The 13,624-nt window shown below is 73.1% G+C and carries 8 protein-coding genes and 1 pseudogene; 4 read left to right on the forward strand and 5 right to left on the reverse strand.

The window, feature by feature from the left end:
- Positions 1–272 precede the first annotated feature (272 nt).
- The 3 genes and pseudogenes from Sdia_RS04595 to Sdia_RS04605 all read left to right on the forward strand — a co-directional run.
- The gene (locus Sdia_RS04595) at positions 273–2,090 is read left to right on the forward strand and encodes an SDR family oxidoreductase (RefSeq protein ID WP_189500048.1); all 1,818 of its coding nucleotides are present in this window, start codon (positions 273–275) and stop codon (positions 2,088–2,090) included.
- Positions 2,091–2,469: 379 nt separating this feature from the next.
- A complete protein-coding gene (locus tag Sdia_RS04600) occupies positions 2,470–2,892 on the forward strand; it encodes a hypothetical protein (protein WP_115068972.1) in 423 nt (140 codons plus the stop codon).
- Positions 2,893–3,041: 149 nt separating this feature from the next.
- Positions 3,042–3,830 (forward strand): annotated as a pseudogene (locus Sdia_RS04605) (transposase family protein); the annotation flags it as partial.
- A gap of 43 nt (positions 3,831–3,873) precedes the next feature.
- Here Sdia_RS04605 and Sdia_RS04610 read toward each other — a convergent pair.
- Positions 3,874–4,776, reverse strand: a complete 903-nt coding sequence (locus tag Sdia_RS04610; RefSeq protein WP_100457486.1) for an LLM class flavin-dependent oxidoreductase — start codon at positions 4,774–4,776, stop codon at positions 3,874–3,876.
- Between the two features lie 164 nt (positions 4,777–4,940).
- Here Sdia_RS04610 and Sdia_RS04615 point away from each other — a divergent pair, with 164 nt between their 5' ends.
- Positions 4,941–5,834: a Cof-type HAD-IIB family hydrolase gene (locus Sdia_RS04615; protein WP_124287445.1), complete on the forward strand. Its 894-nt coding sequence runs from the start codon at positions 4,941–4,943 to the stop codon at positions 5,832–5,834.
- A gap of 14 nt (positions 5,835–5,848) precedes the next feature.
- Here Sdia_RS04615 and Sdia_RS04620 read toward each other — a convergent pair whose 3' ends face one another.
- The 4 genes from Sdia_RS04620 to cydB all read right to left on the reverse strand — a co-directional run bounded on the left by Sdia_RS04620 (position 5,849) and on the right by cydB (position 13,621).
- A complete protein-coding gene (locus Sdia_RS04620) occupies positions 5,849–6,895 on the reverse strand; it encodes a murein hydrolase activator EnvC family protein (protein ID WP_189400792.1) in 1,047 nt (348 codons plus the stop codon).
- Positions 6,896–7,021: 126 nt separating this feature from the next.
- Positions 7,022–8,740 (reverse strand): GAF domain-containing sensor histidine kinase, encoded by a 1,719-nt coding sequence (locus Sdia_RS04625; RefSeq protein WP_189500050.1) that lies wholly within the window; start codon positions 8,738–8,740, stop codon positions 7,022–7,024.
- Between the two features lie 80 nt (positions 8,741–8,820).
- Complete coding sequence (gene cydD / locus Sdia_RS04630) at positions 8,821–12,531, reverse strand: thiol reductant ABC exporter subunit CydD (protein WP_189500051.1); 3,711 nt, start codon at positions 12,529–12,531, stop codon at positions 8,821–8,823.
- A gap of 88 nt (positions 12,532–12,619) precedes the next feature.
- A complete protein-coding gene (gene cydB, locus Sdia_RS04635; RefSeq protein WP_100457481.1) occupies positions 12,620–13,621 on the reverse strand; it encodes a cytochrome d ubiquinol oxidase subunit II in 1,002 nt (333 codons plus the stop codon).
- Positions 13,622–13,624: the final 3 nt, after the last annotated feature.

Genomic DNA, 13,624 nt, shown 5'->3' on the forward strand with positions numbered 1-13,624 from the left:
GACTCCGGTATTACGAGCCCGTAAGGGAGGCCATACCCGGGTACGGGAGCGTGTGAGGGGCGTCGGACGGAGCGCGGAGCACACGCGTTCGCCGACGGACCACTATTGGAAGATCTGTCCACAGGGCCCGTGCACACCTATTGACGGGGCCGCCCGGGGTTGCCAGATTCATGGTGCGCGCGGCGCCGCCAGGACACGGCAGGGGGAGCGGAGCGGGTCCGACGGGCCCGTCCACACCTCTCGCGGACGACGACAGAGACGGAGTACAGGTCATGGGGGGTCTGAGCGGCGCACGTGAGCGCCGGGTACCCACGGGCGGAGTGGAACTGCGGGTCGCGGAACTGGGCGACACGAGCAGGCCCACCGTCGTCCTGGTCCACGGCTACCCGGACTCCAAGGAGGTCTGGTCCGACGTCGCCGCCCGTCTCGCCGACCGCTTCCACGTCGTCCTGTACGACGTCCGTGGCCACGGACGCTCGACCGCGCCGCGCCCCCTGCGCGGCGGCTTCACGCTGGAGAAGCTCACCGACGACTTCCTCGCCGTCGTGGACGCCGTCAGCCCGGACGCACCGGTCCACCTCGTCGGCCACGACTGGGGTTCCGTCCAGTCATGGGAGTTCACCACCGTCGACCGCACCCGTGGCCGCATCGCCTCCTTCACCTCCCTCTCCGGCCCGTCCCTGGACCACTTCGGGCACTGGATCAGGAAGCGCGCGAGCCGCCCCACGCCGCGACGCCTGGCGCAGCTGGTCAACCAGGGCGCCAAGTCCTGGTACGTCTACATGCTCCACACACCCGTCCTGCCCGAGCTGGCCTGGCGCGGGCCGCTCGGCAAGCGCTGGCCCCGCATCCTGGAGCGGCTGGAGAAGGTCCCCGCGGGCGACTATCCGACGCCTTCCCTGGGGAGTGACGCCGCCCACGGCGCCTGGCTCTACCGGGACAACGTCCGCAGCCGGCTGCGCCGTCCCCGCGCCGACCCCTACGCGCACGCGCCGGTGCAGCTGATCACGCCGACCGGTGACGTCTTCCTGTCCCAGCGGCTCTACGACGAGTTGGAGTCGTGGGTCCCGCAGCTCGTCCGCCGTACGATCCCCGCCAAGCACTGGGTGCCGCGCACCCGCCCCGACCAGCTCGCGGCGTGGATCGGTGAGTTCGTCGACACCCAGGAGGCCCTGCGCCAGAGCGGGCGCGCCACTTCTCTCGCCCTGGTCGAGGGCGGACGCCCCCGGGGCGGCGCCAGGCGGCGGGCCGCGCTCGCCCGCTACGCCGAGCGGTTCGCCGGGCAGTTGGTGCTGGTCACAGGCGCGGCAGGCGGTATCGGGCGGGCCACCGCGCTCGCCTTCGCCGCGGCCGGCGCCCGCGTGATCGCCGCGGACCGGGACGGCGCGGGAGCGGCGGGCACGGCGCGCGCGGCCCTCGCGGCGGGAGCTCCCCGCGCCTGGGCGGAGACCGTGGACGTCGCCGACGAACAGGCCATGGAGAAGTTCGCCGCCAAGGTCGAGGCCGAGTACGGCACGGTGGACGTCCTCGTCAACAACGCCGGGGTCGGCCTCTCCGGCCCGTTCCTCGACACCACACCCGAGGAATGGCGGCGTGTCCTGGACGTCAATCTCTGGGGCGTCATCCACGGCTGCCGCCTCTTCGGCCGCCACATGGCCGACCGCGGCCAGGGCGGCCACATCGTCAACCTCGCCTCCGCCGCCGCCTATCTCCCCTCCAGGGCCCTACCCGCCTACAGCACCTCCAAGGCCGCCGTGCTGATGCTGAGCGAGAGCCTGCGGGCCGAACTGGCCCCACGCTCCATCGGCGTCACGGCGGTGTGCCCGGGCATCGTCAACACCGGCATCACCCGGACCTCCCGGTTCGCCGGAGCGGGCAAGGAGGAGGAGGCCGAACGCCGGCGCCGCGCCGCCAAGCTCTACGGCATACGCAACTACCCGCCGGAGAAGGTCGCCGACGCGATCCTGCGCGCGGTGCTCGACAACAGCGCCGTCGTCCCGGTCACCCCGGAGGCCCGCGGCAGCCGCCTCCTCGCCCGCCTCTCCCCGAAGGGGGCCCGGGCCTTCGCGCGGCTCAACCCGCCCGTGTGAGAAGCGGGAAAGGTCCTGACGCTCCTCCCCGACTCGGCACCAGGCGACAGGGGAGGGGCAGGGCTCCGTGGGAGCTTCGGACACTCCTCGCACAGCATCGTGCTCCTCAACCTGACGCCCCCTCACACCGCTTGACGGGCCATCATCTCTGCGCCACCTCGAAGTTGCCCACACCTGGGACCAGTTATCCACAGCTTCTGCCGCTACAGCTGTGGATAACACCTACTCTCTGTGGATCAAACCTCGATATGCCGTGGAATTACGCACAGTTGCTGCTCCACCCGCTCGTGAAGCGCCCGTGACGCCGTGATGCCCCAGCCCGCCACCGCGTCCGCCGAAGTCCGGCAGCACTGTCCGACCCCGTCGGTACGCTCGCGCCATGAGCGTCTCCCTCTACTACCGCGCGCGCCGGATCGTGCCCCTCACGGCCGACGAGACCGCCGCCGTCGAAGGCGTCGTCGCCGGCCGCCTCTCCTCCTTCCCGTACCAGGACGAGGAAAGCCTCCACCTGTACGCGGTCGGGGGCGGTGAGCCGGAGGAGATCGTGGCCGGGTCCACCAAGATGCCGTTCGATCCGGACCGGGTGCTGCCGGTGCTCACCCACGTGCTGGACACGGTGACCGAGTTGCGCCGGGCCCTGCCCGGAGCGGAGTGGCACGTACACCTGGACGACCTCGACGTCCCGTGGGACGAGGACGAGGGCTACGCCTTGCCCGGGATGCGCGGCCCGGACCTCCCACCCGCAGGCGCTCAGGGCGGTCGTCCGGGGATCCAGGGGTGTGCTGTCCCAGGGCGTTGGTGACCCGCGTGCTGGGTGCCTGAACAGGTGAGGGCCCTGTGCGTCCGGTGTGGACCCGGGTGCCTGAACAGGTGAGGGCCCTCTGTGTCCGGTGTGGATCAACGTCTACCGCCGACCACCAGGAGGCCCTCGCGTCCCCCCGTGATGCTCCGCTGTACCCGACCGGCAGGCTGCGTCCGGCCCGGTGTGTCGTGGACGACGGCCGGCCGCCGCGGCGGACTGCGGAACGCTTCCGGGTCAGCCACACCACCGCCTGCCACACCACGCCGTCCGCGGGGTCACCCGCTGCCGGCAGACGGGCGGGCCCGGGAGGCACGACCGCTCCAGCCGCCCTCACCACAGCCCGCGCCAGACGTCTGCCCCGGTCGCGCGTCAGGTCCTGCGGCCGCGGCGCGAGCACCGGATCGGACCGGTACGGTCGGCCGCCCGACGCGGCATCGCCGCCTCCACCGCCCACCGCATCCTCGTCGCAACCACCTGCCCGCCCTGTCCTCGCAGGACCGCGCCACCGGCGAACCCGTGCGCCGCCATGAACGCTCCCGGCCTGGAGAACTGGTCCACACCGGCGCCAAGAAGCCCGGACGCATCCCCGACGGCGGCGGCCGCCGCAAGGTCCTCGGCAGGACAGCCGACAGTCCGGACGAGGAGTCGCCGCCACGGCGCGGGACACGGGCACCTGCACACCGTCCCGAACGACCACACCCGTCTCGCCCCCACCGAGGACCTGCCCGACGAGACCGCCGCCACCTGCGCCGGCTTCCTCACGCGGGCCACCGCCCGGTCGCCGCACGCGACATCACGACCGAACGGGTCTCACCGACAACGCCTGGGCCTACAGCGAGGACACCGGGCGCCGCACCCACCACGACCTGGCCACCAGCCACCGCTGGGCCAGGCACTGGCGACCGCGGATCAAGGGCGAGGTCGGACGCTTCCACCGTCTCCCTGCTCGACGCTGCCCAACACCGCGGAGGGCTCCCCCGATCAGGAGAGCTGCGCGGCCGCCTCGGCGGCGATCTTCTCGAAGACGGCCTGGTCGGCGGCGAAGTCCGAGTCGGCGATCGGCCAGTGGACGACGATCTCGGTGAAGCCCAGTTCCTGATGGCGCCCGGCGAACTCCACGAAGGCGTCGACGGAGTCCAGCAGCCGGGAACCCTCCGGCGTGAACCCGGTGAGCAGGATCTTCTCCAGGCCGGCCACGTCGCGCCCGGCCTCCTCGCACGCGGTCCCGAGCCGTGCGATCTGGCCCCGCAGCGCCTCGGTGGCCTGCTCCGGGGTTCCCTCCTCATTGCTCCTCGGGTCACCGGTCGTCACCCACGCCTGCCCGTGCCGGGCCGCCAGCCGCAGGCCGCGCGGACCGGTCGCGGCGACCGCGAAGGGCAGCCGGGGCCGCTGGACACAGCCGGGGATGTCGCGCGCCTCCTCGGCGGAGTAGAAGGTGCCACGCTGCGAGACGGCGTCCTCCGTCAGCAGCCGGTCGAGCAGCGGCACGAACTCGGCGAAGCGGTCCGCGCGTTCCCGGGGCGTCCACAGCTCCTGCCCGAGCGCCGTGGCGTCGAAGCCGCTGCCGCCGGCGCCGATACCGAGGGTGATCCGTCCGCCGGAGACGTCGTCGAGGGAGATCAGCTCCTTGGCGAGGGTCACCGGGTGCCGGAAGTTGGGCGAGGTCACCAGCGTGCCCAGCCGCAGCCGGTCGGTGGCGGTCGCGGCGGCGGTCAGCGTCGGCAGTGCGCCGAACCACGGACCGTCGCGGAACGACCGCCACGAGAGGTGGTCATAGGTGTACGCGGTGTGGAAGCCCAGCTCCTCGGCGCGCTGCCACTTGGCGCGGCCGCCTTCGTGCCAGCGGTCGACGGGAAGGATCACGGTGCTCAGTCGCAGGCTCATGCGCCCGAGCCTACGCGGGCGGCACCAGGGCCTGGCGGGCGTGCGGGGAGGCACCGCCGGGGCGGCGTACACGGGGCGCGGGCCCGGCCTGGTTTCAGCCATCCGGGTGCCCGACCGACGGAAAGCACTCATCTGTGCGAAGCCCCGCACACGCGTGCTGGCATATGCGCCACAATCGAAGGGTGACCTCAGTGACGCCGTTGCCACGGACCCCGGCCGCCCCCTCCGCCCCGATCCGTCTGATCGCCACGGACCTCGACGGCACACTGCTCCGCGACGACAAGACGATCTCCCCGCGGACCAGTGCCGCCCTCGACGCCGCGGCGCGGGCGGGGATCCACGTGCTCTTCGTGACCGGACGGCCGGCCCGGTGGATGGAGGTGGTCCGCGACCACGCCCGCGGCGACTCGCTCGCCATCTGCGGAAACGGCGCCGCCGTCGTCGACCTCGCTACGGACGACGAGGAGGGGCGCCCGCGCTTCGTCCGCGTCCGCCCGCTGCCGGAGGAGACGGCGCTCGCGGTCGTGGCGGCCCTGCGCGCCCACGCGCCCGGCACCAGCTTCGCGGTGGAGCGCACCAGCGGCCTCTTCCACGAGCTGGGCTACCCGCCGCTGCACCTGGACCCGGCGCAGGGCGTCGCCCCCGCCGAGAAGCTGCTGGCCGAGCCCACCGGCCCCAGGCCCCAGCCGGTCCTCAAGCTCCTCGCCCACCACGGCGACCTGGCGCCCGACGCGTTCCTGGCCCAGGCCCGGTCCCTCGTCGGCGACCTGGTGTCGGTGACCAGGTCGAGCCCCACCGCGCTGCTGGAGATCAGTGCGCACGGCGTATCGAAGGCGAGCACCCTGGCACTGAGCTGCGCGGAGCGCGGCATCCGCCAGGAGGAGGTGGCCGCCTTCGGCGACATGCCGAACGACATCGAGATGCTGAGCTGGGCCGGTTCCTCCTACGCCATGGGCAACGCCCACCCCGATGTCCTGGCCGCCGCCACCGGCACCACGCGGGAGAACAACGAGGACGGCGTGGCCCTGGTCATCGAGCGCATCCTCGCGGACGGCTGAGGTGCCGGAGCCGCTCAGAGGGTGACGCCGCGTTCCGCGAACCACGGGCCGGGGTCGACCGCCGACCCGTAGTACGGGGTCAGCCGGATCTCGAAGTGCAGGTGGGGCCCGGTCGAGTTCCCGGTGCTGCCGGACTGTCCGATCCAGTCCCCGGCCCGGACCCGGTCCCCCTGGTCGACGGCGGGCGCCGAGAGGTGCGCGTACTGCGAGTAGTAGCCGCCGTCGTGCCGCACCACGACCTCGATGCCGTACGCGCCGCCGCAGGCGACCCGGATGACCCGCCCGGCGCCGATCGCGCGGACCGGGGTTCCCGTGTCGACGGCGAAGTCCTGACCGCTGTGCCGGTGGGCCCACCGGGCGCCCTCTCCACCGAAGCCGGCCGAGAGCGTGTAGGAGCGCACCGGGGTCATCCAGGGCCGTCCCGTGCGAGCCGGACTGCCGGCGGTGCCGAGGCGGACGGCTCCCCGGCACCTGCCGGCGGTGACCGTGGTCTCGGCCTGCCGCTCCAGCCGCTGCTGTGCGTCGCGTAGCCGGCCTTCGATACGTGTCTTGAGCCTGCCCAGTTCGTCGGCGCGACGGGCCAGCGTCCGGGAGACCTTGGCGGCGCTCCGCTCGCCCTCGGCCAGCCTCCGCTCGGCCCGCTGGGTACGACCGACCGCGTTGGTGACCGCCAGGTCGGCCTGGCTGGCGGCGTGCTGACTGCGCAGGAGGGCGACGGGGTCGTCCGTCAGCAGCAGCCGGGCGGTGTACGGCAGCCCGGAGCCCGCGCGGTACTGGGCGCTGGCGATCCGCCCCAGGTCGGCCCGGTAGGCGGCGAGGACGCGACGCTCCTCGGCGAGGCGCTTCTCCAGCCGCCGCGCCTCGCGCCGTTGCGCACGGGAGGCCCGGAGTCCGGCCTCGTACCGCTGCGTCGCGGCGGATGCCTCCTCGTAGAGCCGCGCGACCTCCGCCCCGGGGTCGGGGGGAGTGTCGCCGCTCGCGTCGTTCGGGGCGAGGTACCCGAGGGCGAGCAGCGCACACAGGACCGGAAGGAACAGGTGGCGGCGGTCTCGGGAGCTCATGCCCGGATCGTTGCCCGCGCCGCCCGGCGCGCTCTCGCCGGACTCGTACGGGCGAGGGACGGCGTGCCCCGTACGGAGCAGGTGCGTACCGCTGAACAGGGTGGTGGCCGGCAGGCACGGCCTCCGCTACAGCGCGGCCTCCCAGACCACCGACGTTCCCGCTCCGTCCTCGCCGATGCCCGGGCCGTACCAGCTCGTGCCCCCGAGGGATTCGGCGCGCCGCTGGAGATTGCGCAGGCCGCTGCGGCGCCCTCCCTCCGCGATGCCGACTCCGTCGTCGGCCACGGTGAGGCGGACTCCCGGCGCGCCGTCGGGCAGGGTGTGGCCGGCGTCGACCACGACCTCGACGCGGCCGGCGCCGGAGTGGCGGAAGACGTTGGAGAGCGCCTCGCGGAGGGCGGCGACGAGGTTCCTGCCGGTGGTCTCGCCCACGAGCGTGTCGAGGGGGCCGAGGATCCGGTGGGCCGGGGTGAAGCCCAACGGCACGGCGGCCAGGCTGATCTCGCGCAGGATGCGGGTACGCAGTCCGGCCGGGGCGTCGGCGGGCCCCGGCTGGAGGGCGAAGATCGCGGCACGGATCTCCTGGATGGTGACGTCGAGTTCGTGCACCGCCCTGCCGAGCCCCTCCTGGACCGTGGGGACGCCGGAGCGGCGCTGGGCCGTCTCCAGCATCATGCCGGTGGCGAAGAGACGCTGGATCACCAGGTCGTGCAGGTCGCGGGCGATCCGGTCGCGGTCCTCCAGGACGGCGAGACGCTCACGGTCCCGCTGGGCCTCGGCCATGCGCAGGGCCGGCGCCGCCTGGGTGGCGAACCGGGCGGCCAGTGCTTGTTCCGCCTCGGTGAAGTGGCGCGCGCCGACGGAGCGCGGGGTGGCCAGGGCGCCCAGCACCCGGTCGTCGCAGACCAAGGGCAGCATCATGCTCGGACCGAACCCGGCGCCGGCCTCGGTACGGACCCGGGGGTCACTGGTGGCGTCCTCCACCAGGACCGGCCGGCCGGCGAGCAGTTCGCGGACCAGCTCGCTGTCGGCGGGGATCACCAAACCCATGGCGCCACCGGCTTCGCCGGCACGCGAGGAAGCGGCGACGGTCTCCATGCTGCCTTCCTCGGTGGCCAGCAGGACGATGCCTGCCTGGGCGTCGGCGAGGTGGCGCGCCTGCTCGGCCACGACGGCCAGGACCTCGTCGGCGTCACCGCCGGAGAGCAGGGCGGTGATGACGGCGACGGATCCGTTGATCCATCGTTCGCGCTGCCTGGCGGCCACGTGCAGCCGGGCGTTGCCGACGGCGATACCGGCCTCGGTCGCCAACACCCGCAGGACCTGGAGGTCCTCCTCGGTGAACTCGGCGCCGTCCTGCTTCTCCGCCAGGCAGAGGTTGCCGAAGATCCCGTCGGCGACGCGGACGGGCACGCCGATAAAGGTGTTCCCCGGGTGGTGAGGCGGGAACCCGCAGGACCGCGGGTCGGTGGTGAGGACGGCGAGGCGTACCGGGCCCGAATCGTGGACCGGCGCTCCGAGCAGTCCCCGCTGACCGCCGGGGAGGTGGCCGAGGACACGGGCCGTGGCGTCGACCACGTCGTGGCGGACGAAGTCCGACAGCTCCCTGCCGTCCCCGGCGAGGACACCGATCGCCGCGTACCGCGCGCCGCACAGTTCCGCGGCGGTCTCACCGAGCCTGTCCAGCGTGTGGTGCGGCTCGGTTCCCGTCCCGGCCGAACGCATCGCTTCGAGTAACCGGGGGATGCGGACGGCTGGCTCGGCGGTCATCCCGTGCGGCCCAGGAGGGGCCGCGGGGGCGTCGCCAGAGAGCGAGCCGGTGCCGTTCCCGGCGGTGGGCGGCATGGACGGCGCGTCATGCGCGCGGTGGGTGACGGCTGGATGGCAACCTGCCGTGCTGGGCTCCGCCGGCCCGAATACGCGACTCACGCCGCCACCTCCGACCGTCCCAGCAGCAGAGCGTCCGTGGATCGCTCCCGCTCCCGTAGCCGGCGGAACGGCCCGTCCTCCGTGCTCAGCTCCTCGTACGTGCCGCGCTGCACGATCCGGCCCGCCTCCAGCACGAGGATCTCGTCGACCGCTTCCAGCCCGGTGAGCCGGTGGGTGATGAGGAGGGTGGTACGCCCCCGGGTCGCGGCCAGCAGGTCGGCGGTGAGGCGGTCGCCGGTCTCCAGATCGAGGTGTTCGGTCGGCTCGTCGAGCACCAGGAGCGGGAAGTCGGCCAGCAGCGCCCGGGCCAGCGCAAGCCGCTGCCGCTGCCCGCCGGAGAGCCGCGCGCCGTGCTCCCCGACCGGGGTGTCCAGCCCGTCGGGCAGCGTTTCGGCCCACTCCAGCAGCCGGGCCTGCGCCAGCGCCTCGCGGAGCCGCTCCTCGGACGCGGAGCGGTCGGCGAGGAGGAGGTTCTCCCGCAGGGTGCTGTCGAAGACGTGGGCGTCCTGCGCGCAGAGCCCGACCAGGCGTCGTACGTCGTCCCCGGCCAGCTCCGTCGCTGACGTACCGGCGAGCGTGTGACTCCCGGCGCGGGCGTCGAGGAAGCGCAGGAGGAGGTGGGCCAGCGTGGTCTTGCCGGAACCGGACGGTCCCACCACGGCGATCCGGCGCCCCTCGGACACGGTCAGGTCGATCCCGCTCAGCGCATCGCGCGCCTGTCCGGGATACCGGGCGTCCACGCCACGTAGCTCCACCGGGAACGGACTTGCCGGCGCCGTCCCGGCGGTCTCGGGTTCGTCGACCGGTATGGGGGCGTCCAGCACCTCGTGGACCCGTTCGGCGCTACGGCGCACCCGTTGCCGGAACTGGACGGCGAGCGGAAGCCCGGTCACCGCCTCGAAGGCGGCGAGCGGCGTCAGCACCACCACGGCCAGCGCCACCCCGTCCAGGGCACCCGCACTCACCCCCCGGACACCGACGTACGCCGCGGCCACCGTGGTCAGCCCCGTGACCATCGCCGTCAGACCGGAGCCGAGGGCGTTGGCCGTGGCCCCCCGCGCCCGGATGCGGGTCAGCTCGCGGTCGGCGTCGCCGGCCCGTGCCGTGCGGTGGGCCAGTGCACCCGCCACCGTCAGCTCACCCGTGCCGGTGAGGACCTCCGTGACCCGGGTGGCCAGCGCTCCCCTCGCCGGCGCCAGCCGCAGTTCGGCACGCCGGGCGAAGGCACCGCTGACCAACGGCACCCCCACGCCTGCCGCCAGCAGGCCGACGGCGAGGACAGCCCCGGCGGGCGGCAGCAGCCACGTCACGAAGAGGACGGAGACGACGGAGACGAGCGCGGCCCAGCCGGCCGGCAGGAGCCACCGGAGCCAGTAGTCCTGGAGCGCGTCCACGTCCGCGACCAGGCGCGAGAGCAGATCGCCCCGCCGTGTGCCCCGCAGACCGGCGGGGGCGAGCCGCTCAAGCCGCCGGAACACCGCGACCCGGGTGTCGGCCAGCATCCGCAGGACCACGTCGTGGGAGACGAGACGTTCCGCGTACCGGAAGACCGCCCGCCCGATACCGAAGGCCCGCGTCGCCGTCACAGCCATCATCAGGTAGAGCACCGGGGGCTGTTGGGAGGCCCGGGAGATCAGATAACCCGAGGTGGCCATGAGGCCCACCGCGCTGCCGAGCGCCAGGCTGCCCAGCAGGAGGGAGAGCAGCAGGTGACCGCGCCGGGTGCGTCCTGCGGCCCGCACTCGGGCCAGGGCGGAGCCGCCTCGGAGCGGCCCGGAGGCCGGAGCGGGGCCCTCCTCCGGTGTTTCACGTGAAACAGCGCGCACAGGCTCCGGGGGCGGTGTCGCGGATGTTTCACGTGAAACATCCGCGAAGAACCACTCCCACTCCTCAGGCGAGGTTTCACGTGGAACATCCGCACGCGCGCCGCCGGGCAACGGGCCGTCCGCGCCGGATCGGGCCCGGGGCCCGTCCGCCACCGTCATGGAGCCGGCCGCCGACACGAGGGAACCACCTGCTGAGGAGTTTTCGCGCTGCGTCGGGACGCTACGCTCACGCTTCCCCGCCGAGACCTTCGTCACCTCGTCCATCCGCACCACCCGGTCGGCGACAGCGAGGAGGGCGGGCCGGTGCACCACCAGCAGCACCGTCCGGCCCACGGCGAGCCGCCGGACCGCCTCGACGACGGCTTCCTCGCTCGCGCCGTCCAGCGCGGCGGTCGGCTCGTCCAGCAACAGGATCGGCCGGTCCGCGAGGAACGCCCGGGCCAGTGCGATGCGTTGGCGCTGGCCGGCGGAGAGTCCCGCGCCCTCCTCACCCAGCTCCGTCTCCATGCCCAGGGGAAGGCCCGCCACGAAGTGCTCCGCCCCCGCCTGCTCGAGCGCCCGGGCGACGTCCGCGTCACAGGCCTCGGGGCGGGCCAGCCGGACGTTCTCCGCGATGGTGCCCGCGAAGAGCTGAGGGCGTTGTGGGACCCAGGCGATGCGCTGGTGCCACTGCTCCCGGTCGACCTCGGCCAGATCGGTCCCGCCGACGGTGATCCGCCCGCCGACCGGGGCGACGAAGCCCAGGACTGCCTGGAGCAGCGTCGACTTGCCGCACCCGCTGGGCCCGACGAGGGCCACGGTCTCCCCGGGAGCCACCGAGAAGTCGGCCTCACGGACGGCGGGCGTGCCGCGCCCGGGGTAGCGGACGGTCACCCGCTCGAAGGCGAGGGCGCCCGTGGGCGCGGCCAGCTCGCCGGTGTGCGGCAGGGGGGTCTCCAGTACGGCGAACACCTCTTCCGCGGCGGCCAGGCCTTCCGCCGCCGCGTGGTACTGCGCGCCGACCTGGCGTAGCGGCAGGTACGCCTCGGGGGCCAGAAGCAGGATGACCAGCCCGGTGTACAGATCCATGTCGCCGTGGACGAGCCGCATGCCGATGGTGACGGCCACCAGTGCCACCGAGAGCGTGGCCAGCAGTTCCAGCGCGAAGGAGGAGAGGAAGGCGATGCGCAGGGTGCGCAGGGTCGCCCGCCGATAGTCGTGGGTGATGCGGCGGATCGACTCGGCCTGCGCCTTGGCGCGTCCGAAGATCTTGAGGGTGGGCAGCCCGGCGACCACGTCCAGGAAGTGACCGGAGAGCCGCGACAGCAGGCCCCACTGCCGGTCCATCCGGGACTGGGTCGCCCAGCCGATGAGCGCCATGAAGACCGGTATCAGCGGCAGGGTGACGACGATGATGGCGGCGGAGACCCAGTCCTCGGTGACGACCCGGGCGAGCACCGCGACCGGCACGACGACGGCCAGCCCCAACTGCGGCAGGTATCGGGCGAAGTAGTCGTCGAGCGCGTCCACGCCGCGGGTGGCCAGGGCGACGAGAGACCCGGTCCGCTGGCCCGAGAGCCAACCAGGACCGAGCCGCCCGGCCCGTTCCACCAGCCGCATCCGCAGTTCGGAGGTGACGGCGGCGCTGGCACGGTGGGCGGCGAGTTCGGTCAGCCAGGAGATGAGGGCGCGCCCCAGGGCCACGGCCACCAGCACGAGGAGCGGGGTGGTCAGGTCGCCGGTGTCGTAGCGCTGCTCGAAGGAGGAGACGATCAGTTCGGCGAGGAGCATGGCCTGGGCGATGACCAGCCCGGCGCCGACCGCACCGAGCACCACCACGGCGACCAGGAAGAACCTGGTGGCGCGGGCGTACCTGAGCAGTCGCGGGTCGACAGGTTTCACGTGAAACACCCTCCGGGGGCGGCCGGACGGCAGGCGCGCCGTCCGGTGCGGGAGCCGGAGCCGCAAGCCGCGGCCCCCGCATGAGCGGTCAGTGGGCCTCGGCGAGGTGATGCGTGCCGATGCGCTTACGGAAGACCCAGTACGTCCACCCCTGGTAGAGGAGGACCACCGGCGTCGCGATCCCCGCACACCAGGTCATGATCTTCAGCGTGTACGGACTGGAGGCGGAGTTGGCAGCGGTGAGGCTCCACTCCGGATCCAGGGTGGACGGCATCACGTCGGGGAAGAGCGAGACGAAGAGCATCGCCACGCTGGCCACGATGGTCAGCCCCGAGAGGGCGAAAGCCCACCCCTCCCTGCCCTTGGCGACCGCACCGAGGGCGGCGAGCAGTGCGAGCACCGCGACCCCCAGCAGGACGGCCCCGGCGGTCTTGCCGTGGTCGGCCTGGGTCCACAAGAGGAAGCCCAGGGCCGCCACCGCGGTGACCGCCCCGAGCCGCAGCGCCAGCCCGCGCGCCCGCTCCCGTATCTCCCCGACCGTTTTGAGTCCGGCGAAGACCGTGCCGTGGAAGGTGAAGAGGGTGAGCGTGACGACTCCGCCGAGCAGCGCGTACGGATTGAGCAGGTCGAGGACACCGCCGACGTACTCCTTGTCGGCGTCGATCGCCACGCCGCCCACGATGTTGCCGAAGGCGACGCCCCAGAGGAAGGCGGGGAGCAGGGAACACCAGAAGATGGCGTGCTCCCAGTTGGTCTGCCACCGCTCCCCGCTCCGCTTGACGCGGTACTCGAAGGCCACGCCCCGGATGATGAGACAGATGAGGATGAGCAGCAGCGGCAGGTAGAAGCCGGAGAAGAGCGTGGCGTACCACTCGGGGAAGGCGGCGAAGGTCGCGCCGCCGGCGCTGAGCAGCCACACCTCGTTGCCGTCCCAGACGGGCCCGATGGTGTTGATGAGGACGCGCTTCTCCCGCCGGTCGCGGGCCAGCAGCTTGGTGAGGACGCCGACCCCGAAGTCGAAGCCTTCCAGGAAGAAGTAGCCGGTCCACAGGACAGCGATCAGGACGAACCAGACGTCGTGGAGTTCCATACC

Source organism: Streptomyces diastaticus subsp. diastaticus, from assembly GCF_011170125.1.
GTDB lineage: Bacteria > Actinomycetota > Actinomycetes > Streptomycetales > Streptomycetaceae > Streptomyces > Streptomyces diastaticus.

Bases quoted from the DNA above. Each gene is read 5' to 3' on its own strand.
- Sdia_RS04595 (WP_189500048.1), top strand. From the start codon at position 273: ATGGGGGGTCTGAGCGGCGCACGTGAGCGCCGGGTACCCACGGGCGGA.
- Sdia_RS04600 (WP_115068972.1), top strand. From the start codon at position 2,470: ATGAGCGTCTCCCTCTACTACCGCGCGCGCCGGATCGTGCCCCTCACG.
- Sdia_RS04610 (WP_100457486.1), bottom strand. From the start codon at position 4,776: ATGAGCCTGCGACTGAGCACCGTGATCCTTCCCGTCGACCGCTGGCAC.
- Sdia_RS04615 (WP_124287445.1), top strand. From the start codon at position 4,941: ATGCGCCACAATCGAAGGGTGACCTCAGTGACGCCGTTGCCACGGACC.
- Sdia_RS04620 (WP_189400792.1), bottom strand. From the start codon at position 6,895: ATGAGCTCCCGAGACCGCCGCCACCTGTTCCTTCCGGTCCTGTGTGCG.
- Sdia_RS04625 (WP_189500050.1), bottom strand. From the start codon at position 8,740: ATGCCGCCCACCGCCGGGAACGGCACCGGCTCGCTCTCTGGCGACGCC.
- cydB (WP_100457481.1), bottom strand. From the start codon at position 13,621: ATGGAACTCCACGACGTCTGGTTCGTCCTGATCGCTGTCCTGTGGACC.